The organism is Variovorax sp. GW823-FHT04F07, from assembly GCF_058795995.1.
Genome location: NZ_JBXAIG010000002.1, coordinates 39,557 through 63,302, shown reverse-complemented (window position 1 = coordinate 63,302; position 23,746 = coordinate 39,557). Strand labels below are relative to the sequence as shown.

General features: G+C 66.9%; 26 protein-coding genes. 15 read left to right on the top strand and 11 right to left on the bottom strand.

The genetic code is table 11. The features are described 5' to 3' along the window. Positions 1-12: 12 nt before the first annotated feature. The 6 genes from AC1RAA_RS09295 to bfr all read right to left on the bottom strand — a co-directional run bounded on the left by AC1RAA_RS09295 (position 13) and on the right by bfr (position 5,104). Positions 13-1,377 carry a sulfite reductase subunit alpha gene (locus tag AC1RAA_RS09295; protein ID WP_492732468.1) on the bottom strand — a complete coding sequence of 455 codons (1,365 nt, stop codon included), beginning with the start codon at positions 1,375-1,377 and terminating at the stop codon, positions 13-15. Beyond that, a complete protein-coding gene (locus AC1RAA_RS09290) occupies positions 1,374-2,384 on the bottom strand; it encodes an FAD:protein FMN transferase (protein WP_492732467.1) in 1,011 nt (336 codons plus the stop codon). Before AC1RAA_RS09290 ends, AC1RAA_RS09295 begins: the two co-directional genes overlap by 4 nt. A 14-nt stretch (positions 2,385-2,398) precedes the next feature. Continuing rightward, complete coding sequence (locus AC1RAA_RS09285) at positions 2,399-3,208, bottom strand: DUF4198 domain-containing protein (RefSeq protein WP_062473043.1); 810 nt, start codon at positions 3,206-3,208, stop codon at positions 2,399-2,401. A gap of 41 nt (positions 3,209-3,249) precedes the next feature. After that, positions 3,250-3,783, bottom strand: coding sequence for a DUF2271 domain-containing protein (locus AC1RAA_RS09280; protein ID WP_139706084.1), 534 nt, complete (start codon positions 3,781-3,783; stop codon positions 3,250-3,252). A gap of 65 nt (positions 3,784-3,848) precedes the next feature. Then, on the bottom strand, positions 3,849-4,496 hold the full coding sequence (locus tag AC1RAA_RS09275; protein ID WP_062473039.1) for a PepSY-associated TM helix domain-containing protein: 648 nt from the start codon (positions 4,494-4,496) through the stop codon (positions 3,849-3,851). Between the two features lie 131 nt (positions 4,497-4,627). Next, positions 4,628-5,104: a bacterioferritin gene (gene bfr, locus AC1RAA_RS09270; protein WP_062473038.1), complete on the bottom strand. Its 477-nt coding sequence runs from the start codon at positions 5,102-5,104 to the stop codon at positions 4,628-4,630. A 259-nt stretch (positions 5,105-5,363) separates the two neighbouring features. On the opposite strand from bfr, the gene ahpC reads away from it, so the two are divergent. From ahpC to AC1RAA_RS09230, 8 genes are all read left to right on the top strand, one after another. Then, a complete protein-coding gene (ahpC, locus tag AC1RAA_RS09265; protein ID WP_062473036.1) occupies positions 5,364-5,927 on the top strand; it encodes an alkyl hydroperoxide reductase subunit C in 564 nt (187 codons plus the stop codon). A gap of 88 nt (positions 5,928-6,015) precedes the next feature. Beyond that, the gene (gene ahpF, locus AC1RAA_RS09260) at positions 6,016-7,572 is read left to right on the top strand and encodes an alkyl hydroperoxide reductase subunit F (RefSeq protein WP_492732464.1); all 1,557 of its coding nucleotides are present in this window, start codon (positions 6,016-6,018) and stop codon (positions 7,570-7,572) included. Between the two features lie 159 nt (positions 7,573-7,731). Next, on the top strand, positions 7,732-9,948 hold the full coding sequence (locus AC1RAA_RS09255) for a TonB-dependent hemoglobin/transferrin/lactoferrin family receptor (protein ID WP_492732463.1): 2,217 nt from the start codon (positions 7,732-7,734) through the stop codon (positions 9,946-9,948). Positions 9,949-9,974: 26 nt separating this feature from the next. After that, the gene (locus AC1RAA_RS09250; RefSeq protein WP_492732461.1) at positions 9,975-11,060 is read left to right on the top strand and encodes a hemin-degrading factor; all 1,086 of its coding nucleotides are present in this window, start codon (positions 9,975-9,977) and stop codon (positions 11,058-11,060) included. Further along, a complete protein-coding gene (locus tag AC1RAA_RS09245) occupies positions 11,057-11,443 on the top strand; it encodes a VOC family protein (RefSeq protein ID WP_354347170.1) in 387 nt (128 codons plus the stop codon). The genes AC1RAA_RS09250 and AC1RAA_RS09245 overlap by 4 nt, the downstream gene beginning before the upstream one ends. Before the next feature lie 33 nt (positions 11,444-11,476). Then, positions 11,477-12,385 carry a heme/hemin ABC transporter substrate-binding protein gene (locus AC1RAA_RS09240; RefSeq protein ID WP_492732460.1) on the top strand — a complete coding sequence of 303 codons (909 nt, stop codon included), beginning with the start codon at positions 11,477-11,479 and terminating at the stop codon, positions 12,383-12,385. A gap of 55 nt (positions 12,386-12,440) precedes the next feature. Beyond that, a complete protein-coding gene (locus tag AC1RAA_RS09235; RefSeq protein ID WP_492732458.1) occupies positions 12,441-13,478 on the top strand; it encodes a FecCD family ABC transporter permease in 1,038 nt (345 codons plus the stop codon). After that, positions 13,475-14,275 (top strand): heme ABC transporter ATP-binding protein, encoded by an 801-nt coding sequence (locus AC1RAA_RS09230; protein WP_492732457.1) that lies wholly within the window; start codon positions 13,475-13,477, stop codon positions 14,273-14,275. The genes AC1RAA_RS09235 and AC1RAA_RS09230 overlap by 4 nt, the downstream gene beginning before the upstream one ends. Before the next feature lie 41 nt (positions 14,276-14,316). Here AC1RAA_RS09230 and ppsR read toward each other — a convergent pair whose 3' ends face one another. Beyond that, positions 14,317-15,138, bottom strand: coding sequence for a posphoenolpyruvate synthetase regulatory kinase/phosphorylase PpsR (gene ppsR, locus AC1RAA_RS09225; protein WP_062473023.1), 822 nt, complete (start codon positions 15,136-15,138; stop codon positions 14,317-14,319). 193 nt (positions 15,139-15,331) lie between these two features. Between ppsR and ppsA the strand changes: the two genes are divergently transcribed. The 7 genes from ppsA to dnaB all read left to right on the top strand — a co-directional run bounded on the left by ppsA (position 15,332) and on the right by dnaB (position 21,560). After that, positions 15,332-17,728, top strand: coding sequence for a phosphoenolpyruvate synthase (gene ppsA / locus AC1RAA_RS09220; RefSeq protein WP_062473021.1), 2,397 nt, complete (start codon positions 15,332-15,334; stop codon positions 17,726-17,728). Positions 17,729-17,941: 213 nt separating this feature from the next. Continuing rightward, on the top strand, positions 17,942-18,400 hold the full coding sequence (locus tag AC1RAA_RS09215; RefSeq protein WP_492732455.1) for a hypothetical protein: 459 nt from the start codon (positions 17,942-17,944) through the stop codon (positions 18,398-18,400). A gap of 116 nt (positions 18,401-18,516) precedes the next feature. After that, a complete protein-coding gene (rpsF, locus tag AC1RAA_RS09210; protein WP_062473016.1) occupies positions 18,517-18,891 on the top strand; it encodes a 30S ribosomal protein S6 in 375 nt (124 codons plus the stop codon). A gap of 4 nt (positions 18,892-18,895) precedes the next feature. Next, positions 18,896-19,210 (top strand): primosomal replication protein N, encoded by a 315-nt coding sequence (priB, locus tag AC1RAA_RS09205; RefSeq protein WP_062473014.1) that lies wholly within the window; start codon positions 18,896-18,898, stop codon positions 19,208-19,210. A 21-nt stretch (positions 19,211-19,231) separates the two neighbouring features. Continuing rightward, positions 19,232-19,513, top strand: a complete 282-nt coding sequence (gene rpsR, locus AC1RAA_RS09200) for a 30S ribosomal protein S18 (protein ID WP_007830781.1) — start codon at positions 19,232-19,234, stop codon at positions 19,511-19,513. Positions 19,514-19,528: 15 nt separating this feature from the next. Then, positions 19,529-19,981, top strand: a complete 453-nt coding sequence (gene rplI / locus AC1RAA_RS09195) for a 50S ribosomal protein L9 (protein WP_056583114.1) — start codon at positions 19,529-19,531, stop codon at positions 19,979-19,981. A gap of 172 nt (positions 19,982-20,153) precedes the next feature. Further along, positions 20,154-21,560: a replicative DNA helicase gene (gene dnaB, locus AC1RAA_RS09190; protein ID WP_062473012.1), complete on the top strand. Its 1,407-nt coding sequence runs from the start codon at positions 20,154-20,156 to the stop codon at positions 21,558-21,560. 15 nt (positions 21,561-21,575) lie between these two features. On the opposite strand, the gene AC1RAA_RS09185 is transcribed toward dnaB, so the two are convergent. The 4 genes from AC1RAA_RS09185 to AC1RAA_RS09170 are packed head-to-tail and all read right to left on the bottom strand — an operon-like array spanning position 21,576 to position 23,743. Next, positions 21,576-22,325, bottom strand: a complete 750-nt coding sequence (locus tag AC1RAA_RS09185) for a helix-turn-helix transcriptional regulator (RefSeq protein ID WP_369647647.1) — start codon at positions 22,323-22,325, stop codon at positions 21,576-21,578. Next, a complete protein-coding gene (locus tag AC1RAA_RS09180; protein WP_492732453.1) occupies positions 22,325-22,804 on the bottom strand; it encodes an MGMT family protein in 480 nt (159 codons plus the stop codon). Before AC1RAA_RS09180 ends, AC1RAA_RS09185 begins: the two co-directional genes overlap by 1 nt. Continuing rightward, positions 22,801-23,250: a GyrI-like domain-containing protein gene (locus AC1RAA_RS09175; RefSeq protein ID WP_492732451.1), complete on the bottom strand. Its 450-nt coding sequence runs from the start codon at positions 23,248-23,250 to the stop codon at positions 22,801-22,803. Before AC1RAA_RS09175 ends, AC1RAA_RS09180 begins: the two co-directional genes overlap by 4 nt. A gap of 43 nt (positions 23,251-23,293) precedes the next feature. Beyond that, positions 23,294-23,743 (bottom strand): EVE domain-containing protein, encoded by a 450-nt coding sequence (locus AC1RAA_RS09170; RefSeq protein ID WP_492732449.1) that lies wholly within the window; start codon positions 23,741-23,743, stop codon positions 23,294-23,296. Positions 23,744-23,746 lie beyond the last annotated feature (3 nt).

Here is a 23,746-nt window from a genome sequence, read left to right as displayed (position 1 = left end):
TGCGCGGGCCGTTCAGTAGACGTCGCGGCGGTAGCGCCCGTCGGCCGACAGCTCGGCCCAGAGGTCGTCGCCGGCGATCTGGCGCAGCGCCGCGTCCACGCCCGATGCCATGCCTTGCAGGCTGCCGCAGACATAAACGGCGGCGCCGTCGCGCAGCCAGGCCTGCAGCGTGTCGGCCATCTGCAGCAGGCGGTGCTGCACGTAGAAGCGCTCGGCCTGGTCGCGCGAGAACACCATGTCGAGCCGCGCGAGCGTGTCGTCTGCCTGCCAGGCTTCGATTTCTTCGCGGCAGAGGAAGTCGTGGGCGGACTGACGCTCGCCGAACACCAGCCAGTTGTCCTTGCGGCCGGCCGCGGCGCGTGCGCGCAGGTGGGCGCGCAGGCCGGCCAGTCCGGTGCCGTTGCCGATCAGGATCAGCGGACGGTTCTCGTTGCCTTCGAGCCGGAAGCCGCGGTGCGGCCGCAGGCGCAGTGCGACGGAGTCGCCGACCGAGAGTGTCGAGGTGAGCAGGCCCGACGCAGCGCCCATCGAGCCGTCGGGGTGCTGCTCCTGCCGCACGAGCAGTTGCAGTTCGCCGTCGGCGGGCAGGGAGGCGATCGAGTAGTCGCGCGGCCGCGTCGGATCGCTTGCGACGGCGACCTGTGCCAGATCGCCCGATGCCCAGTGCGGCAGGGCGCCGGCTTGCGGCGTGAGGCCGAGGTGGAAGACTGGGCCGCCCGTGCTGCCGGCGTTGAGCAGTTCGCGCCGCGTGAGCCGCCAGGGCGCGAAGCTCGCCGGGGCGTCGTCGTCGCCTTCCGGCGCATCGCCCCAGCGGGCGTGCCAATCGGCGAGCGCGGCGGGGTCGCTGTTGTCGACCTCGATGGGTTCGAAGTCGCGCACGGCGCCGGCCGTGTGGAGCCACGCGTCGAGTGCGCGGCCGAAGCCGCAGAAGTGGGTGTACTGGCGGTCGCCGAGCGCCAGCACGGCGTAGCGCAGCGAAGGCAGCGCCAGCGGCGCGCCCATCACGCGCTCGGCGAACACGCTGGCGCCGTCGGGCGCATCGCCTTCGCCGTAGGTGCTGGCCACGAAGAGGGCGCGGCGGGCCGAGGCCAGCGTGGCGCTGTCGAGGGCGTTGAGGGCCATCACGCGCACGGCGGTGCCGGCTGCGCGCAGACGTCGCGCGGTCTGCCACGCGATGGTTTCCGCCTGGCCGGTCTGGCTGGCGAACAGCACGAGGGTGGGCGACGCCTGCGCGCCGTCACCGGCCGACAGCGCCGCGGCTTCGCGGGCGGCCGTGGCGTGCAGCTGCCGCTGGCGTGCGTAGATGCGCAGGCACAGCGCGGCATAGGCCGCGACCGTCGCGCTGGCGGCCAGCGCGCGCCACAGGGTCTCGGTCATGCGCCCGCCTGGGCGAGCCACGCGCGCGTGGCTCGCTCGGTGAGCGACCCGTCGTCGGCGCGGGCGATGAACAGGGCCGCGATGTCGCGCTGCTGCGCGAAGGCCAGGCCCTCGTCGGGGCCGAGCACGGTCAGCACGGTGGCGAGCGCGTCCGCCTGCATGCACTGCGGGTGCAGCACGGTGACGCTGGCCAGCGCATGCGCTACGGGCTCGCCATCGCGCGGATCGATGGTGTGCGACCAGCTGCGGCCGTCGATGGCGCGCCGATGCCAGCGGTCGCCCGAGGTGGCGACGGCCATGTCGGCCAGGGGGATGCGTTGCGGGGTCGGCATCTCGGTGTCGACCTGGACCTGCCACGGTGCACCGCCGGGCCGCCGGCCGATGCCGCGCAGCTCGCCGCCGATCTCGAACAGCAGGTCGGTGAGACCGAGTGCGCGCAGGGCGTCGACGCCATGGTCCACCGCGAAGCCCTTGGCGATGCCCGACAGGTCGAGCTGCACGCCGCCGGGTTGCATCAGCGTGTGGTTGACCTCATCGAAGGTCAGCCGTTGCCAGCCGACGTTCGAGTGGATCGCGGCCAGCGCGTCGCGTGAGGGCAGGGCGTTGTCCTGTGACGCTGCGGGGCCGAAGCCCCAGCGCGCCACCAGCGCACCGACCGTCGGATCGATCGCGCCGCCGCTGGCCTGCGCCCACGCGAGGGCGCACTGCATCACCTGTGCGAACTCCGCCGGCAGCGCATGGCGCGAACCGGCGGGTGCGGTGTTGAAGCGGCTGATGAGGGAGCCTGGCTCCCAGTGGCTCATTTGCGCGATCACACGCGCGAGCGCCGCCTCGACCGCCTCGCGCACTTGCGCGAGCGGCAGCATCCGCGGGTTGTCGAAGCGCAGCGACCAGGTCGTGCCCATCGTCTGCCCGCCGAGCTGCTGAAGGCTGGCGGGATCGGCGGGACGGGGAACGGCCGCGCTGGCGTAGCCGCCCGCGCGCCAGGTGCTGAAGGAAAGGCCCAAGGAAAAACGCAGGGTCAGGGCATCACTTCCAGGGTGGCCGCGTAGCTCAGGCGGCGTTCCTTGGCTTGCGGCACGGTGGTCTTGCTGTCCTTGGTGCTGGCGTCGAGCCAGTACATGCCGGCGGCCGGCCAGGTCACGCTGAACTGGCCCTTGTCGTCGGTCTTGAGCTTGAGCTCGTCGAGCTTGTCGCGGTACTGGGTGTTGCCGGCGGTCACGGTCACTTCGAGGTCCTTGGCGGGCTTGCCGTCCAGGTGCAGCGTGAAGGTGGCCTTCTCGCCCTTGGCCAGGTCGGTCGGGCTGCCGGCCGAGATCAGTTCCAGGCCCTGGCCGATGGGCTTGAGCGCCGAGGGCTTGCCGACGGTCACGAAGGTCTCGATGCGGCCGGCCGATTGGGTGATGGTCACGTCCTGCGCATCGGCCGGGATTTCCTTGGCGATGGTTTCGGCCGTGCCGCGGGCGCGCTTGTTCTGGCCCGTGGCCTTGTCCTTCCAGGCGGCGAACGCGCCGTTGTTGACCACCGCGATGCGGTAGGTGCCCGGCTGCGCGACGTTCACGTCGAACACGTTGCGCAGCTTGAGCTTGGCTTCGGATTCCGGCTTGACCGAGCTGCCGTCGGGGGCGGTGATCTGCAGGCCGTCCAGGCGCAGCGGCGCGTGATTGGCAACGAACAGGTCGTTCGACACGGCGGCGTCGACGCTCACGGTGTCGGCCTTCGACAGCACGGTGGTCGAGGGCAGCAGCCAGGCGTTGTGCGCCTGGGTCACGGAGGCAACGGCCGAAAGGGCGAGGGCGAGGCCGGCGGCGCGCAGGGTGAAGCGGGTCATGGTGGTCCTTGGAATGAGAGAGGGGGCGGATCGGTCGGAAGTCAGGGCTTGAGTTCGAGCTTGATTTCGCCGAGCTCTTCCTTGCCGGCAGCAACCGGTTGCGCAGCGGCGGTGGGGGGCCACTGGAACGGGATGGTCACGACCTCGCGGCCGCCGACTTCACGGGCGGCTTCCACCACCAGCTTGTAGGCGCCGGGCGCGAGCTTGGGCATGGCGCCCGTGCCTTCGGTGAAGCTCAGCTGGTGCTTGCCGGCGGGCTTGGAGGCGCCGGTCACGCCATCGACGGGCACTGCCAACTCACGGCCGCCGCGGCGCCACCACTGGCGCATGTCCTTGAGCCACTTGGTGCCTTCGCCTTCGGGGTTGTTGGTCTTGGTGCGCACGTCGTACCAGACGGCCAGCGTGCCGGCCATCGTGCTGTCGGCGCGTTCGATCCATGTCGCCACGTAGGGGCGGTGGTACTCCGACACGTTGAGCCGGGGAATCTCGATGTTGACCGACAGGCCGGCAGCGATGGCCGGGGCCGCGAACAGCGCCGACATGGCGATCGGCGCGAGCGAGTAGCGAAGGTGCATGGGAAAACCTCTTTCTTCCTGAATCAGCAAAGACAACGCACCGGACGATCCGTCGATCGGACCGGTCAGTGAATGAACAGCAACGCGAGCAGCACCGGCACCACCAGCCCCATGCCCACCATGGGCCAGGTGAAGGGGCGGTTGCCTGCGTGCATCTTGAGAATGAACAGCCCGGTGACCGAGAAGACCAGCGTGGCGGCCGCGAAGATGTCGATGAACCAGCTCCAGGCCGTGCCGGTGTTGCGGCCCTTGTGCAGGTCGTTGAAGTAGGAGAGCCAGCCGCGGTCGGTGCGTTCGTATTCGACCTCGCCTTCGGGCAGGCTCAGGCGCAGCCAGGCGTCGCCGCCGGGGCGGGGGAGCGAGAGGTAGATTTCGTCGTCGGACCACTCGGCCTCGCGGCCGGCGGTGTCGATGTCCCATTGCTTGCGCAGCCAAGCTTGCAGTTCGGCGGGAAGCGGCGCCTTGCCCTGCTGGGCCTTGGCGGCCGGCAGCTGCTGTTCGAGGCGGGCGCGCAAGGCGTCGTCGACCGTGCCGTTGTGCGTGGTGACCACCGGCTTGGCCTCGATCTGGCCCGCGTGGTTGAGCGTGAAGCCCGTGACGCTGAACAGGATCATCCCGACGAGACAGATGGCGGAACTGACCCAATGCCACTCGTGGAGGGTCTTGAGCCAATAGGCGCGGCGGCGGTTGTCGGAACGGGCGGGGGCAGTCATCGAAAGCGCGAATTGTAGTCGCGCGAATGAGAATGACTGCTATTCAGTGGCTATGAAGTTAAGTAAAGAGCAATAAAAAACGGGGCCGAAGCCCCGTTTGTTTGCAATGCCGTGGCAGCGTTGCGTTGTGCTTACTCGAGCTCGCCCACTTGCAACTGCAGGTAGTTCTGCAGGCCGACGCGGTCGATCAGGTCGATCTGCGTCTCGAGGAAGTCGATGTGCTCCTCGGTGTCGTCCAGGATCTCTTGCAGCAGGTCGCGCGAGACATAGTCGCGCACCGATTCGCAATGCGCGATGCCGTCCTTGATGGTCGCCTGCGCGCCGGTTTCGGCGCCGAGGTCGCAACGCAGCAGCTCGGGCACGTCTTCGCCGATGTTCAGCTTGCCCAGGTCCTGCAGGTTGGGCAGGCCGTCGAGCATGAAGATGCGGTCCATGAGCTTGTCGGCGTGCTTCATCTCGCCGATGGATTCCTCGTATTCCTTCTTTGCCAGCTTGTCCAGGCCCCAGTGCTTGAGCATGCGGTAGTGGAGGAAGTACTGGTTGATGGCAGTCAGCTCGTTCTTGAGCTGCGCCTGCAGGTGTTCGATGACTTTGGGGTCGCCCTTCATGATTATTTTCCTTGTTCTGAAAGCGGTGATTGTCGGAGGGGCGAACACACGCTTGCAAGCAAACCCATGCTGCGCCGGTCTGCATGCGTGTGATGGTGATACACGTTCGTATTGACCTGGCGCAAGGCGACGCGCGAGGTGATGGCAAACATAGCGGGTTCCAATACTTTCAATAGTTGATATCTATCAAAAATGATATATTGGTAGTTATACTCATGGCTCACGCTTATTTTTCCAACCGCAGCATCCAAGGAATCACATGTCCCTGATCAACACCGCAGTCCAACCCTTCAAGACCCAGGCTTACCTCAACGGCAAGTTCATCGATGTGTCCGACGAGACGCTCAAGGGCAAGTGGTCTGTGCTGATCTTCATGCCGGCGGCCTTCACCTTCAACTGCCCGACCGAAGTCGAAGACGCGGCCGACCACTACCCCGAGTTCCAGAAGCTGGGTGCCGAGGTCTACATCGTGACCACCGACACGCACTTCTCGCACAAGGTCTGGCACGACACGTCGCCGGCCGTCGGCAAGGCCAAGTTCCCGCTGGTGGGCGACCCGACCCACACGCTGACCAACGCGTTCGGCGTGCACATCCCCGAAGAAGGCCTGGCACTGCGCGGCACCTTCGTGATCAACCCCGACGGCATCATCAAGACCGCCGAAGTGCACTCCAACGAGATCGCCCGCGACGTCAAGGAAACCCTGCGCAAGCTGAAGGCAGCGGTCTACACCGCCGAGCACCCGAACGAAGTCTGCCCGGCCAAGTGGAATGATGGCGACAAGACCATCGCTCCGTCGTTCGACCTCGTCGGCAAGATCTAAGCGCCCCGCACAAAGCCCGGGCGCTCATGAGGCCCCGGGCTTTTTTGTTCCCAGTTGATAGTTTCCAGTTATCGAAAGAGAGTCCGCCATGCTTGACGCCAGCACCAAAGCCCAATTGAAGAGTTACCTCGAACGCGCCACGCAGCCGATCGAGATCGTTGCCTCGCTCGACGACAGCAAGGCTTCGGGCGAAATGCTGTCGCTGCTGAAGGACGTTGCCGAAGTCTCGCCGCTGGTCACGCTGACCGAAAGCCGCGACGACAACCACCGCAAGCCCTCGTTCTCGGTCAACCGCCCGAGCGAAAACCACGGCCCGCGCTTTGCCGGCCTGCCGATGGGCCATGAATTCACGTCGCTGATCCTTGCGCTGCTGCAGATCGGCGGCTACCCCCCGAAGGTCGAGCAGGCCGTGCTCGACCAGATCAAGGCGCTCGACGGCGACTTCGAGTTCGAGATCTACGTCTCGCTCACCTGCCACAACTGCCCCGACGTGGTCCAGGCGCTGAACCTGATGGCCATCCAGAACCCGCGCATCCGCACCGCGATGATCGAGGGCGGCACCTTCCAGGACGAAGTGAAGGAACGCCAGATCATGGCCGTGCCGACCGTGTTCCTGAACGGCACCGAGTTCGGCCAGGGGCGCATGAGCCTGGAAGAAATCCTCGCCAAGATCGACACCAGCGGCGTCGAGCGCGAAGCCGCGAAGATCGCCGCCAAGGACGCGTTCGACGTGCTGATCGTCGGCGGTGGCCCCGCCGGTGCCGCAGCCGCCGTGTATGCCGCGCGCAAGGGCATCCGCACGGGCGTTGCCTCGGAACGTTTCGGCGGCCAGGTGCTCGACACGCTGGGCATCGAGAACTTCATCTCGATCAAGGAAACCGAAGGACCGAAGTTCGCCCACGCCCTCGAAGAGCACGTGCGCGACTACGACGTCGACATCATGAACCTGCAGCGCGCCAAGGCCCTGGTGCCGGGCAAGGACCTCATCGAGGTGCAGCTCGAAAGCGGCGCGTCGCTCAAGAGCAAGACCGTCATCATCTCGACCGGTGCCCGCTGGCGCAACATCAACGTGCCCGGCGAGCACGAGTTCAAGAACAAGGGCGTGGCCTACTGCCCGCACTGCGACGGTCCGCTGTTCAAGGGCAAGCGCGTGGCGGTGATCGGCGGCGGCAACTCGGGCGTCGAAGCGGCGATCGACCTGGCCGGCATCGTCGGCCACGTGACGCTGATCGAATTCGACACGCAACTGCGCGCCGATGCCGTGCTGCAGCGCAAGCTCAAGAGCCTGAGGAACGTCGACATCTTCACCAACGCGCAGACCACCGAGATCACCGGCGACCAGAAGGTCAACGGGCTGGTCTACAAGGACCGCGCATCGGGCGAGCTGAAGAAGGTCGAGCTCGAAGGCGTGTTCATCCAGATCGGCCTGGTGCCCAACACCGACTGGCTCAAGGGCACGGTCGAGCTGACGAAGCACGGCGAGATCGTTGTCGACGCGCGCGGCCAGACCTCGGTGCCCGGCGTGTTCGCGGCGGGTGACGTCACCACGGTGCCGTTCAAGCAGATCATCATCGCGGCCGGCGACGGCGCGAAGGCGGCGCTCGGTGCGTTCGACCACCTGATCCGCACGACGGCCCCTGCGTGAGTAAGTCTTAAGTGCCTGAAGTTGTGAAGATGAGAATTATTCTCATACAATAAAAACACGGGCACACCGCTGCCCCTCATTGCCAGCCAGGTCACTCGCGCAGCCTCTGCGCCTCAAGGTCCAGCAAGCAGTTCATCAACTGTTTCCTGGACCTTTTTCGTGGCCGCTCATTTCCCTCGACCGTCTTCCCATCGACCCGCGCTGCTGCCCTGGCTGATCGCCTCTGCTTTCGGCATGGCCGCCGCGCCCGCGTGGTCCCAGCAACTCGCGGCGCTCGGCGAAGTGGTGGTGAGCGGATCGCGCTCGGAGCAGGCCAGGGACGACCTGCCGCTGAGCATCGAGGTCATCAACCGCCAGGACATCGAGAGCAAGCAGATCCACGACATCCGCGATGCCGTGCGCGACCTGCCCAACGTGTCGGTCAAGCGTTCGCCGGCGCGCTTCGGGTTGGCGCAGGGCAACACCGGGCGCGACAGCAACGCGGGCTTCAACATCCGCGGCCTGGACGGCAACCGCGTGCTGCTGCTGACCGACGGCATCCGCACGCCGCGCAGCTACGTGTTCAGCGCCAATGCTTTCGGGCGTGACTACTTCGACATCAGTCTCGTCGAGCGCATCGAGATCATCAAGGGCCCGGCCTCGGCGCTGTACGGCTCGGACGGCCTGGCCGGGCTGGTCAACTTCATCACCCGCGAGCCCTCGTCCTTCCTGCGCGAGGGCAAGACCTTCGGCGGCAGTGCGAACATCGGTTACAGCGGCGAAGACAACGGCGTGCGCGGCGGCGTCACGCTGGCGGGCAAGGCGAACGACGTGCTCGAGTGGCTCGTGTCCGCCAACCTGGGGCACGCCAGCGAACTCGAGAACCGGGGCTCGCTCAACGTGCCCAACCTCGACCGCACCACGCCCAATCCGCAGCGCGACCAGACCCGTTCGCTGCTGGCCAAGGCCATCCTCACGCCCAACGCCGACCAGCGCCACGCCTTCACCTTCGAGCACGTCGAGAAGAGCAGCCGCTACAACCTGCTGTCGGGCGTCGCCAAGCCGCCGTATGCGTCCACCTCGGTGATCGGCCTCAATGCCAAGACCGACCTCGACCGCGACCGCCTGACCTACGAAGGCCGGCTGCGCCTTAACAGCGTCGTGGCCGACAACCTGCTCGCCGTCGTGAGCTACCAGAAGGCCGGCTCGCGCGAGTACATCCACGAAGACCGCTTCACCGCGGCCGACCGCACGCGCGACGTCACCTACGACGAGAACACCTGGCAGTTCGGCCTGCAGGCCGACAAGACGATCCGCATGGGCAGCTGGGCCCAGAAGATCACCTACGGCCTGGACTACACGCGCACCAATGTCGAGAACCTGCAGACCGGCCTCGTGCCGCCGGCCGGCGAGAGCTACCCGCTCAAGCGCTTTCCCGACACGCGCGAAACCTCGACCGCCTTCTACGTGCAGGACGAGTTCATCCACGACCGCTGGAGCATCACGCCCGGCATCCGCTTCGACCGCTTCTCGCTCGACGCGAAGCAGGCGGGCTTCAACGCGCAGGCCGTGTCGCTGTCGGGCTCGGCCGTGTCGCCCAAGCTGGGCGTGCTGTTCCGCGCCACGCCGCAGTTCAGCGTGTATGGCAACTACGCCTCGGGTTTCAAGGCGCCCAACGCGTTCCAGGTGAACAACTTCTTCGAGAACGTGATTTCGGGCTACAAGACGATCCCGAACCCGAACCTCAAGCCCGAGAAGAGCCAGAACATCGAGCTGGGCGTGCGCGGTCGCACCGGCCTCCTGAGCTTCGACGTGGCCGCCTTCACCGGCGACTACAAGGACCTCATCGAGAACGACAGGCTCGTGGGCGGGCGCGGCATTCCGCGCATCGACCCGCTGATCTACCAGACCGTCAACGTCGGGCGCGCGCGCATCAGCGGCTTCGAGATCAAGGGCGAACTCGACTTCACAGAGAACGGCAACGGTTTCTCCGTGCCCTTTGCCTACGGCCGCACGCAGGGCCGCGACCGCACCAACAACCGGCCGCTCAACTCGATCGATCCGCAGAAGTTCAGCGCCGGACTCAAGTACCAGGCGCCGGCCTGGAGCGTGCGCCTCGATGCGGTCCATCATGGCGCCAAGGAGTGGGAAGACGTCGATCGCAGCGAAGTGACCACGGGCCTGCAGTTCCGCACGCCGGCGGCCACCACGCTGGACATCAGCGCGCAGTGGCGCATCCGCAAGGATCTGCGCCTGAACGCGTCGGTGACCAACCTCACCAACAAGCGCTACTGGATGTGGAGCGATGTGCGCGGCGTGACGACCACCTCGGCCATCCGCGACGCCTACACCCAGCCGGGCCGCAGCTTCAACGTCTCGCTCGTGGGGGACTTCTGATTCGCCCTCAAAACAAAGGACACCCGATGAATGCCGAAGACATCCGCACCCGTTTCGCCGAACTGCGCGCCAAGGGCATGCGCCACAAGGACGCGGCCGCGGCCATGGGCCTGAGCGAAGGCGCTGCCATTGCGGCGCACACGGGCCCGCACGAGAAGGCGCTGCGCGCCACACGGCTGAAGGGCCCGTGGGTCGAACTGCTGCAGGCGCTGGAGCTGTGCGGCCCCGTGCTCGCGCTCACGCGCAACGAGACCACGGTGCACGAGAAGACCGGCGTCTACGAGAAGGTGTCCGGCAGCGACGCGATGGGGCTCGCGCTGGGCGAGGTCATCGACCTGCGCCTGTTCTTCAGCTGCTGGCATGCGGGGTTTGCGGTCAGCGAGGCGGCGGCCAATGCCGGCGTGCCGCCGTCGCTGAGCCTGCAGTTCTTCAACCCGCAGGGCGTGGCGGTGCACAAGATCTTCGTGCGAGACGCGACCGACCGTGATGCGTTCCAGTCGGTCATCGACACCTACACCGCCGCGCCCGACGAACCCGTGCAGTTCGCGCCCGCCGAGAAGAAGGCGGCGCCGCGCGACGACAGCGCCATCGATGCGGTCGCGCTGGCCGACGCCTGGCGCGGCATGCAGGACACGCATGAGTTCTTCGGCCTGCTCAACAAGTTCGATGTGGAGCGCCAGCAGAGCTTTCGCCTCACCGAAGGCGAGTTCACGCAGCGGGCCGAAACGGGCGCGGTGCGCGAGCTGCTGGTCGAGGCTTCGTTCGACGGCACGCCGATCATGGTGTTCGTCGGCAGCCCCGGCTGCATCCAGATCCACTCGGGGCCCGTCGTGCGCATCGAGCCGATGGAGATGCACGGCATGCAGTGGCTCAACGTGCTCGATCCCGGCTTCAACCTGCACCTGCGCGAAGACCGCATCGCGAGCGTGTGGATCGTCCAGAAGCCGACCAGCGACGGCATCGTGACCTCGGTGGAGGCTTTCGATGGCGAGGGCGAGCTGATGGCGATGTTCTTCGGTGCGCGCAAGCCGGGCGTGCCCGAGCGCGCGGAGTGGCGCCAGCTCGTGGCCAAGCTCTCGCGCCTGGCCACCTCGGAAGCGCCAGCGCGATGAGTGCTGACACCTTTCCGGGCGTGGTCGAGATCAAGGCCTTCGTGCCGGCGAAGGACTTCGCGCTCTCCATTGCCTTCTACCAGGACCTGGGCTTCACGCTGGCCTCGAACGAGGACGGCATTGCGTACTTCTTCTGTGGCGAGAGCAGCTTCCTGCTGCAGGACTTCTACGTCCAGACCCATGCAGAGAATTTCATGATGCATCTGCTCGTCGATGACGCGCTGGCCTGGTGGGACCGCGTGCAGGCGCAGCGGCTGACCGAACGCTACGCCGTGCAGACCACGCCGCCCGCCGAGCGCCCGTGGGGCATGGTCGATTTCACGCTGACCGACCCGACCGGCGTGCTCTGGCGCATCGCGCACAACATTCCCCGGCGCGGCTGACGCGCATCTTTCTCTTTCGCTGTCCGTGACCCCATGACTGAACAACGAGATTCCTCTTTTCTTTCTTCTTCCGTGCCGCGTCGTCGTGATGCGCTGCGCCTGCTGTCTGCTGCAGCGCTCGGCGCGGGCGCGTGGCCCGCGTTCGCGCAGGACAGCAAGCGCTTGCCGCGGCTGGTCACGGTCAGTGGCGCGATCACCGAGGTGGTCTATGCGCTCGGCGCCGAAGGCCAGCTGGTCGGGACCGACACGACCAGCCTGTTTCCCGCTGCGGCGCGTGCCACGCCCAAGGTGGGCTACATGCGTCAGCTGTCGGCCGAAGGGCTGCTCTCGCTGAAGCCCGACGCGATCATCGCCACCAACGAGTCGGGCCCGACCGTCGTGCTCGACCAGATTCGCACGGCCGGCGTGAAGGTCGAGATCATCGAGGCCGACCACAGCTGGGGTGAAGTGCAGCGCAAGGTGCAGGCCGTGGGCCGCGCTGCCGCCAAGGAGGCACAGGCGCGCGAACTGCTGGCCCGGCTCGATGCCGAATGGGCGCAGGTGCTGCAGCGCATCGGCGGCGCGAAGGGGCGCAAGCCGAAGGTGCTGTTCGTGCTGTCGCACAGTGCGAGTCCGCAGGTGTCCGGCGAGAAGACCGCGGCGCATGCGGTGATCGGCTTTGCGGGTGGCGTGAATGCGCTGGGCGGCTTCCACGGTTATCGGCCGATGACGGCCGAGGCCATGGCCAGCGCGGCGCCCGACATCATCCTCACGAGCACGCAGAGCATCGAGGCGCACGGCGGCGTCGACAAGTTCTGGGAGCGGCCCGAACTGGCGCTGACGCCGGCTTACAAGAAGCGCGCGCTCATCTCGCAGGACGCCTTGCTGCTGCTGGGCTTTGGCCCGCGCCTGCCGGCCGCCATCGGCGAGTTGCACGACAAGTTCCGGGCCGCGCTCGCATGAGCCGCCGGGCCGCTCCCAAGGCGAATACCGCAGCGCGAAGCGCGAAGGCTACTCAATGAGCCAGCGCTTCGGGGCGCGTGCCGTGCTTTGCGGCAGCGCGGTGCTGCTCGTCGCGGCCTTCGCGGTGGGCGCCGTGTCGGGTGCCTACGCCATCAGTCTTTCGCAACTGTGGAACGTGCTGACCTCGCTGGGGCAGGGCGCAAGCAGCCAATCGCCCGAGCACCTCGTGTTCCTCAACATCCGCTTGCCGCGCCTGGTTCTCGGCGTGGCGGCGGGTGCGGGGCTCGGCATGGCGGGCACGCTGATGCAGGGGCTGTTCCGCAATCCGCTGGCTGACCCGGGGCTGATCGGCATCAGCAGCGGCGCGGCACTGGCGGCCGGCATCACCATCGTGCTGGGCGCCTCGTTCTGGCCGATGCTGCCGCGCACGCTCGGCAGCTGGACGCTGGTGCTCATGGCCTTCGGCGGCGGCTTCGTCGTGACCTTGCTGATCTACGGCCTGTCGCGCAGCGAAGGAGGCACGCGCATGGCGCTGATGCTGCTGGCGGGCATCGCGATCAACGCGCTGGCCGGCGCCGGCCTCGGCCTCTTGAGCGTGATGGCGACCGACGAGCAACTGCGCAGCCTGCAGTTCTGGCTGCTGGGCAGCCTGGGCGGCGCGCGCTGGAGCGCGGTCATCCTGGTGGGCGTGGCGGTGTTGCTCTCATGCTGGGCCGCGGCGTCGCTCGCTTCGCCCCTGAACGCCATCGCGCTCGGCGAGGCGCAGGCGGCGCTGCTGGGTGTGGACGTGGAACGCACCAAGCGACGTGCCGTGGTCATCACCGCGGTGGCGGTGGGCGCGGTGACGGCCACGACCGGGATCATCGGTTTCATCGGCCTGATCGCGCCGCACTGGGTGCGCATGGTGGCCGGGCCCGACCACCGCATCGTGCTGCCGGCCTCGGCGCTGCTGGGCGCGGCGCTGGTGCTCGCGGCCGACACGGTGGCGCGCACCGTGATGGCGCCGGCCGAGCTGCCGCTGGGCGTGCTCACGGCCTTCATCGGCGTGCCGATGTTCCTCTTGATGCTGCGGCACTTCAGGGGGCGCATATGACGGCGGCGAAGGGACGCGGAGCGCTGGCGTGCGCCGCTGTCGAGGTGCGCATCGGCGCGAAGACGCTGTTGGCGAATGCCTCGGTCGAACTGGCGCCGGGCCGCGTGACCGCGATCCTCGGCCCGAACGGCGCGGGCAAGTCGACGCTGCTGTCGGTGCTGGCCGGCCAGCGCGAGCCGACCCAGGGCAGGGCGACGCTCGACGGCCGGCCGCTGTCAGACCACGGCATGCCCACGCTGGCATTGCGCCGGGCCCTGATGCCACAGGAAAGCGCGGTCGCCTTCGACTTCACGGCGCAGGACATCGTCGCGCTCGGCCGCTACCCGCACCGTCGCGCGCCGACCCGCGACGAGGACGCGATCATGGCCGAGGCGATGGCGCTGACCGACGTCACGGCGCTGGCGCCACGCATCCTCAACACGCTGTCGGGCGGAGAGAAGGCGCGGGTCCACCTGGCGCGGGCGCTGGCCCAGCTCTGGCATCCGCGCCCCGACGGCGCAAGCCGCTGGCTGCTGCTCGACGAGCCGACCGCCGCGCTCGACCTTGCGCACCAGCATTCGGCGATGCGCCTGCTGCGCGCCTGGGCGGCGCGGGGCGTGGGCGTGGTGGCCGTGCTGCACGACCTGAATCTGGCGCGGCGCTATGCCGATGAGGTCGTGGTGCTGGGGGCGCCCGGCGGCCTGCGCCAGGGGGCGACCGCCGAGGTGCTGCAGCCCGCGCTGATCGAGGCCGTCTGGCGCATGCCCTGCCAGCCTGTGACCGGCGCGGACGGCGTCACGCAGTATCTGTTCGGATAGCCCGTCGGGCGGGCGGTGCTTGCTACTGAAAAGCTAGCAGATCAGTAGACCAACCGCTCCGGCCGCAGCTCCTGCAGGATCGTCGTCGCGATTTCCTCGATCGACTTGGTGGTCGTCGAGAGCCAGCGGATGCCGGCGCGCCGCATCATGGCCTCGGCCTCGCTGATTTCGTGGCGGCAGTTCTCCAGGCTGGCGTAGCGCGAATTGGGCCGACGCTCGTTGCGGATCTCGCTCAGCCGCTCGGGCTGGATCGTCAGGCCGAAGATCTTCTTGCGGTGCGGGCTCAGCGCCGGCGGGAGCTGGCGGCGGTCGAAGTCTTCGGGAATCAGCGGGTAGTTGGCCGCCTTCAGGCCGTGCTGCATCGCCAGGTAGAGCGAAGTGGGCGTCTTGCCGCTGCGGCTCACGCCGACCAGGATCACATCGGCGCCTTCCAGGTCGCGGTGGCTCTGGCCGTCGTCGTGCTGCAGGCTGAAGTCGATGGCCGCGATGCGGTCGTTGTAGGCCTTGCTCTTGCTGACGTCGCTGAAGCGGCCGATGCGGTGGTTCGACTTCATGGCCAGCTCGATTTCGAGCGGCCGCACGAAGGTGCCGAACATGTCCAGCAGCATGCCCTTGCAGCCGGTTTCGATCACGCCCAGCACGTCCATGTTGGCCAGCGTGGTGAAGACGATGGGCCGAACGCCCTCGACTTCGGCCGTGTGGTTGATCTGCCGCACCGCCTGGTGCGCCTTGTCGACCGTGTCGGTGAACGGCAGCCGCACGTGGCGCGGCTTCATCTCGAACTGGGCCAGGACGGCATTGCCGAAGGTTTCGGCGGTGATGCCGGTGCCGTCGGAGACGAAGAAAACGGTGCGTGTATGCATGGTGTTGCTTTTGCGGCGGAGTCCTGCGGCGCGCGCGACCTGCCACGCCTACAATCCGGGCCATTATCGGGAATCCGCTTTCCCCACCCCCTCGAATTCTTTCCATGCACACCGCGACCGCACCCAAAGCAACGACAACGATCGTGCTGCGCCGTCTGCATGCAGCGCCGGTTTCAACTTCTGGAGCTTCCCCATGTCTGCACTTTTCGAGGCGACCGCACTGGTCGTGCCATTTGAAAACCTGAGGATGACCGACGTCGAGTCGGTTGGCGGCAAAAACGCCAGCCTCGGCGAAATGATCTCGCAGCTGCCACAGGGCGTGCGCGTGCCGACCGGTTTTGCGACCACGGCCCACGCGTTCCGCCAGTTCCTGGCGCACGACGGCCTGGCCGACAAGATCAGCAAGCGCCTTGCCGCGCTGGACACCGAAGACGTGCGCGCCCTGGCCGCGGCCGGTGCCGAGATCCGCGCCATGGTCGAGGCCCAGCCATTCCCGGCCGACCTGCAAAAAGCCATCGGCGAGGCCTTCGCCACGCTGAGCGCCGGCAACCCCGCCGCTTCGTTCGCCGTGCGCTCCTCGGCCACCGCCGAAGACCTGCCCGACGCCTCATTCGCCGGCCAGCAGGAAACCTTCCTGAACGTGGTCGGCATCGACGACGTGCTGCACAAGATGAAGGAGGTGTTCGCCTCCCTGTACAACGACCGCGCCATCAGCTACCGCGTGCACAAGGGCTTCGAGCACGATGTGGTCGCGCTCTCGGCCGGCGTGCAGCGCATGGTGCGCTCCGACCTCGGCGCCGCCGGCGTGATGTTCACCATCGACACCGAGTCGGGCTTCGACCAAGTCGTGTTCATCACCTCGAGCTACGGCCTGGGTGAAACGGTGGTGCAGGGTTCGGTGAATCCCGACGAGTTCTACGTGCACAAGCCGACCCTCAAGGCCGGCAAGAAGGCCGTCATCCGCCGCAATCTCGGCTCCAAGCTGATCCAGATGGAGTTCGCCACGCCCGAAGAGAAAAAGGCGAGCGGCAAGCTGGTGAAGACCACCGACGTCAAGGCCGAGCAGCGCAACCGCTACTCGCTGAGCGACGCCGACGTGGAGCAGCTGGCCCGCTACGCGCTGGTCATCGAAGAGCACTACGGCCGACCGATGGACATCGAATGGGGCAAGGACGGCACCGACGGCCACCTCTACATCCTGCAGGCGCGTCCCGAAACGGTGAAGAGCCAGCAACAGGGCAAGGCCGAGCAGCGCTACAAGCTGCTGGGCAAGGGCGCCGTGCTGGCCGAAGGCCGTGCCATCGGCCAGAAGATCGGCACCGGTGCCGTGCGCATCGTGCACAACATCAGCGAAATGGACCAGGTACAGGCCGGCGACGTGCTCGTCACCGACATGACCGACCCCAACTGGGAACCGGTGATGAAGCGCGCCGCCGCCATCGTTACCAACCGTGGCGGACGCACCTGCCACGCGGCCATCATTGCGCGCGAGCTCGGCATTCCGGCCGTGGTCGGCTGCGGCGACGCCACCGACCTGCTCAAGGACGGCACGCTCGTCACCGTGAGCTGCGCCGAGGGCGACACCGGCTTCATCTACGACGGCCTGCTCGAGACCGAAGTGACCGAAGTGCAGCGCGGCGTGATGCCCGAGATCGATCTGAAGATCATGATGAACGTGGGCAACCCCCAGCTTGCCTTCGATTTCGCGCAGCTGCCGAACCACGGCGTGGGCCTGGCCCGCCTGGAGTTCATCATCAACAACAACATCGGCGTGCACCCGAAGGCGATCCTCGACTACCCGAACGTCGACAACGACCTGAAGAAGGCCGTCGAATCGGTGGCCCGCGGCCACGCCTCGCCGCGTGCGTTCTACGTTGACAAGGTCACCGAAGGCGTCGCGACCATCGCCGCCGCGTTCTGGCCCAAGCCCGTCATCGTGCGCCTCTCGGACTTCAAGTCGAACGAGTACCGCAAGCTGATCGGCGGCAGCCGCTACGAGCCCGAAGAAGAAAACCCGATGCTGGGCTTCCGCGGTGCCGCGCGCTACCTGAGCGCTGACTTCGGCGAGGCCTTTGCCATGGAGTGCGAGGCACTCAAGCGCGTGCGCAACGACATGGGCCTGACCAACGTGCAGATCATGGTGCCCTTCGTGCGCACGCTGGGCCAGGCCGAGCGCGTGACCACGCTGCTGGGCGAGCATGGCCTCAAGCGCGGCGAGAACGCGCTCAAGCTGATCATGATGTGCGAGGTGCCGAGCAATGCCGTGCTGCCGGAAGAGTTCCTGAAGTTCTTCGACGGCTTCTCGATCGGTTCGAACGACCTGACCCAGCTCACGCTGGGCCTGGACCGCGACTCCGGCCTCGAGCTGCTGGCGGCCGACTTCGACGAGCGCGACCCGGCCATCAAGGCACTGCTGAGCCGTGTCATCAAGGCCTGCAAGGCCGAAGGCAAGTACGTCGGCATCTGCGGCCAGGGCCCCAGCGACCACCCGGACTTCGCGCTGTGGCTGGCGGAGCAGGGCATCGAATCGATCTCGCTGAACCCGGACAGCGTGATCGACACTTGGCAGCAGCTGGCCCAAAGAGGCTGAGCCAGCGCGCGGCGGGCATGCACCGCCGCGTGATGCCACGCGGCGAATGGCGGAAATCCCCATGGGGGATTCCCCCGTGCCCGCCTGTGCAAATGAAACAAAGTGCGTTTCCGGTGTCAGACTCGTGACATTCGCAGGCGGCGCAATCCGGCTGCCTGCCTGAGGTGATGTGGGCCCGTCAGGGCCTGTGTCAGCACTTCGCCGGAGACCCCCATGATTCTTGTCAAGACGGAAGCCGGACAGCAGGTCCTCAAGGACCGCTCGGTGCCGTTGACGCCGCGCCAGCGCTCGGCCTTCATCCAGTTCGACGGCAAGCGCTCGATCGACGACGTGCTGGCCTCAGGGCTGGGCATCGGGCGCGAGGAGGTCGAGCAGATGGTCGCCCTGGGCCTGCTGGCGCCTCTGGCCGGCCAGCCGCCAGCCGCGGCGCCCGCAGTTTCGGCCGCCCCAGCGCCTGCTGCATCTTCCGGCCGCAGCCGGCAGCAGCGCTACAAGGACGCGTACCCCATCGCCACCCAGCTGACCGGCAGCCTGGGCCTGATGGGCTTCCGGCTCAACCTCCAGGTCGAAGGCACGACCAGCTACGAAGACCTCCTGGCACTGGCACCCAAGATCCGCGCCGCCGTTGGCGCGGAGAAGGCCGCGGCCCTCGACAAGGCCCTCAACGACTGAGGTGCCTTGCCGGATCGCGCAACACAGGGCTATAATCGCCGGCTTTGCCTTGCCATACCGCGCCCGACGCTGCGGGTGGCTTTTCCTCTTCCACGGAAGAATCCACAAGGAGTGCCATGCGTCACTACGAAATCATCTTGCTCATCCACCCGGATCAGAGCGAACAAGTTCCGGCCATGCTGGAGCGTTACAAGGGCCTGATCACGGCCGGCGGCGGCAAGGTCCACCGCGTTGAAGACTGGGGCCGCCGTCAGCTGGCTTACCAGATCAACAAGCTCAACAAGGCCCACTACCTGTGCGTCAACATCGAAGCTGAACAAGCCGTGATGGGTGAACTGGAACACGCGTTCAAGTTCAACGATGCCGTGCTGCGTCACCTGACCGTTCAGAAGAAGAAGGCCGACACCGGTCCTTCGTCGATGATGAAGACGGTCGAGCGCGAAGAGGCCCGCAAGGCCCAGCAGGCCGAATACGCCGCCAACAACAACTGATGGCGTGACGGCTGCCGCTGCGGCGACCGGGGTCAACCAGCTTCTGCTGACCGCCTCTGTCGCCGAACTCGGAACCCTGCGATACACGCCAGCCGGCCTGCCCGCCCTCGATCTGAAGCTCGACCATGAGTCGACGCTCCAGGAGGCGGGAAAGCCCCGGCAGGTGAAGACGGCCCTCAAGGCCGTTGCGTTCGGCGCCATCGCCGAGCGGCTCGCAGCGCAGTCGATGGGAAGTCTCTGGCGATTCCAGGGGTTTCTCGCGACACCGGGCAACGGCAAGCATCCGGTCCTGCACATCCAGGATTTTCAGCAAGATTAATTTTCGACAAGAGGTCCCCCAATGGCCACGTTCAAGAAATTCAACAAAGACAAGCGCCCGAAGCGCAACACCCAGTCGCTGCTGTTCAAGCGCAAGCGCTTCTGCCGTTTCACCGTCGCTGGCGTCGAAGAAATCGACTACAAGGACATCGACACGCTGCGTGACTTCATCAGCGAAAACGGCAAGATCATCCCCGCACGCCTGACCGGCACGCGCGCGATCTACCAGCGTCAGCTGAACACCGCCATCAAGCGCGCGCGCTTCCTGGCCATGGTGCCGTACAGCGACCAGCACCGCGTCTAAGAAGGAGCACACACCATGCAAATCATTCTTCTGGACAAGGTTCTGAACGTCGGCGGCCTGGGCGACATCGTCAAGGTCAAGGACGGCTACGCACGCAACTTCCTGATCCCCTCGGGCCGCGCCCGTCGCGCCACCGCTGCCAACAAGGCCGAATTCGAAGCCAAGCGCGTCGAACTCGAAAAGGCTGCGGCCGCCAAGCTGGCCGAGTCGCAAGCCCAGGGCGAGAAGCTCGCCGGCTCGACCGTCAAGCTGACCCAAAAGGCTGGCGTGGACGGCCGTCTGTTCGGTTCGGTCACCAACGGCGACATCGCCGAAGAGCTGAACAAGCAAGGCTACAAGGTTGCCAAGTCGCAAGTGCGTCTGCCCAACGGCCCGATCAAGGTTGTTGGCGACAACACCGTGAGCGTCTCGCTGCACACCGACGTGGTCGTCGAGATCACCGTCACGGTCTACGGCGAAACCGCCTGATCGTTCGCAGCGCCCGGTGCGCTGACGCAAGAAAGCCGCCTTCGGGCGGCTTTTTCTTTTCTGCGCGCGAGTTGTCCACCTCGCCGCACCGGAAGTTCACTGTTTATTAACAACCTTGTCCACACACGCCGCGCCCTGCGCGGCTTAGCATGCAGGGTTGCAAGGGAAGTCTATGTCCGCCGTTTTCTCCTATGCCGACAATGATTCGTCGGCCGACCGCCAGATCGCGCAATTGCGCATTCCGCCTCATTCCATCGAGGCCGAATCCAGTGTGCTGGGGGGCTTGCTGCTGGACAACGGGGCCTGGGACCGCATGGGCGACCTGCTGGTCGACGGCGACTTCTACCGCCATGAGCACAAGCTGATCTACGCGGCCATCGGCGGGCTGATCAATGCCAGCAAGCCGGCCGACGTGATCACGGTCTTCGAGCAGCTGCAGAACCTCGGCAAGGCCGACGACATCGGCGGACTGGTCTACCTGAACTCGCTTGCGCAGTACGTGCCGAGTGCGAGCAACATCCGGCGCTACGCCGAGATCGTGCGCGAGCGCTCCATCCTGCGCAAGCTCGTGACCGCCGCCGACGAGATCGCCACCAACGCCTTCAATCCGCAGGGCAAGCCGGTCGACAAGATCCTGGACGAAGCCGAGCAGAAGATCTTCAACATCGGCGAAGAAGGCACGCGGATGAAGCAGGGCTTCCAGAGCATGGATTCCCTGGTGGTCGAGCTGCTCGACCGCGTGACCGAGATGGCCGAGAACCCGAACGACATCACGGGCGTGCGCACGGGCTTCAACGACTTCGACAAGATGACCTCGGGCCTGCAGCCGGGCGACATGATCGTGCTGGCCGCGCGTCCCTCGATGGGCAAGACCTCGCTGGCGATCAACATCGCCGAGCACGTGGCGCTCGAAGAGGGGCTGCCGGTGGCGGTGTTCTCGATGGAAATGGGCGCCGCCCAGCTGGCGGTGCGTATCGTGGGTTCCATTGGCCGCATCGACCAGGGCCACCTGCGCACCGGCAAGCTCAGCGACGAGGAGTGGCCGCGCCTGACCGAGGCCATCGAGAAGCTGCGCACGGTGTCGCTGCACATCGACGAGACGCCAGGCCTCTCGTCCAGCGAATTGCGCGCCAATGCGCGCCGACTGGCGCGCCAGTACGGGCGCCTGGGCCTGATCGTGGTCGACTACCTGCAGCTCATGTCCACCAGCAGCTCGGGCGACGAGAACCGCGCCACGGCCGTGGGCGAAATCTCGCGTGGCCTGAAGATGCTGGCCAAGGAGCTGAAGTGCCCGGTGATCGCGCTGTCGCAGCTCAGCCGCGGCGTGGAAGCGCGTACCGACAAGCGCCCCATGATGAGCGACTTGCGCGAATCCGGCGCCATCGAGCAGGATGCGGACATCATCATGTTCATCTACCGCGACGACTACTACAACAAGGAGTCGAAGGAGCCGGGCGTGGCCGAGGTGATCATCAGCAAGCACCGGAACGGCCCCACAGGCACGGTCAAGTTGGCCTTCCTGAAGCCGATCACCAAGTTCGAGAACCTGGTGGGCTACAGCAACAACGACGAGTACTGACCGCAGGGCAGCTCGTCAGCCGGCATCGCCGCCGGGCTCGGACGTCGAGGCCGGCGGCTTCTGCTCCCACACCTTGTGGCGCTGTGCCTCGGCCTTCACCTGCCGCAGCAGGTCGGCCAGCGTCTTGCCGGGTTCGTCCTGGAAGCGCGTCGCGAGCACCTCCACCGCCTCCATGCGGTCGACCCGGAAACCGCGGAAATCGTTGCGCAGCTCGCACCACGTCGAGAGCGTCCAGACCTTGCCCCAGTAGAAGCAGCCCAGTGGACGCACCGTGCGCTCGCTGGCATCGCCCGAGACGTCGCGGTAGTGCAGCCGCAGCTTCTGGTGCGCCTGCACGGCCTCGCGCAGCGTCTGCAGCCGGGTGCGCAGGGCGTCGTCGAGGCCGAGCGCAGGTGCATACAGCGCCAGCGCCTCCGCCGACACGCGCGCCGCCGGCGGCAGCACCGACAGGATCTTGCCCAGGCCCGTCTCGATGTTGCGCGCCATCGCCGGATCGACCCAGCTCTGGGTCATGCGTGCGGCGGCCACGAGCGCCGATGCCTCGTCCTGCGTGAACATCAGCGGCGGCAGCTCGAAGCCCGCGCCGAGCCGATAGCCGACGCCGGCCTCGCCCTCGATCGGCACGCCCTGGTGCTGCAGGTCGGCCACGTCGCGGTACACCGTGCGCTCCGACACCTCCAGGCGCTGCGCCAGGAAGGCGGCCGTGGTGAGCCGGCGGCCGCGGATGAGCTGCACGAGCTGGAAGAGGCGGTCGGCGCGGCGCATCAACGCGTTCCGACGAGCTTCCTGGCGAAGTCCTCGACAAAGTAGCGCTTGCCGCGCTGGACCACCGTGTGGCCTTCGGCCTCGAGCCGCGACATCAGGGCCTCGATGCCACCCGGGTACTTCGGGTTGAGCTCGCCGCCGATCTTGAGCGTGCGCCAGTACGGCGTGCCTGGCGTGCGACCGGCGCCCGTCATCATGGCTTCCTCGGTGGCGTGGGCCACCATGTGGGCGAAGATGGCCGTGGTCACGGTGCAGCCGATGGTGGCCTGGTGGCGTGCCGCGATGTCTTCGCCGATACCGAGCACGGTCGCGAGCCGACCTTCGGGCACGCCGCGCATGGCTTCCTCGACTTCGGCCGGCGAGGGCGTGGCGATGGTGCCCTCGCCGTGCCGCGCGCGCATGGCCGGGGGGATGGCCTTCACGTTCGGCAGGTTCGGGTAGCCGGCCAGCCTGTCGCGCCAGCCCTTGCGTGTGCTCATGAGACTCCGATGTGGATCGCCACTGCGTCCGGCCCCTCGTAGGCTTCGAAATCGCTGCGGTAGCGGCGCACGATTTCCGGGTGCGCCTCGAAATACTGCCAGATGCGCTGCCAGGTGGCGATCACCATCTGCGGCATCTCGCCGCGGCCGGTGAACACGAGGTAGTCGCCGGCTTCGATGGCGACGCTGTTGGCGCCATCCGAGACGGCCACGCCGGCCGTCATGTCGAAGGCGCCGTGCGCGTCCGATTCGTAGGCGGAGTAGACACTGAAGATGCGTGTGTCGCTGGTGCGGTGGGGCGTCGACTCGTAGGTCTGTTCGCCGAAGAAGCGGTTCCACAGCGCGCCGATGCGTGCGGTGGCGGGGTCGATCTCTTCGCGGTTGGTGGTGCGTACCGTGAGGCCGGAGACGCGGAAGGCGTCGTGGTGTTGGCGGATGGGGTCCATGCGTTGTTTCTCCGGAAGTGGCGGATGAGGAGGGCGAAAGCGCTCAAAACAAGAGCGCCTTCGGTTCGGCCTTCATCGTCTGCGCGATCAGTTTCATGTCGATGTCGGCGATGTCGAACAGGCCGAAGCGGAACTTGTAGCCCCATTGCTTCGGGGTTTCGATGAAGGCGAGGCGTTCGATCAGCGGGGCGATGGGCGCCTCGTGCGCGGCGACGTAGGCCACGTCGCGGCGCCACGGGACGAAGCCGTTGCCCATGTCGAACTCGTACGGATCGCCCGGCTGCACGATGCCCAGCGCCACGAAGCTTTGCAGCTTGTCCGTGCCGCCGAACACCGTGGCCGGCGCGTAGTAGGCCACGCGATCGCCCGCCGCCACGCGCTTGAGCGGCGCGAGCTTGCCGTGGCCCACCTGCATGAACCCGAGCGGCCGGTGGTCCCGACCGCGCCGGGCGTGCTCGGCGCTGGCGACCGCAATCCAGTTGCGTTGTGCCATGGT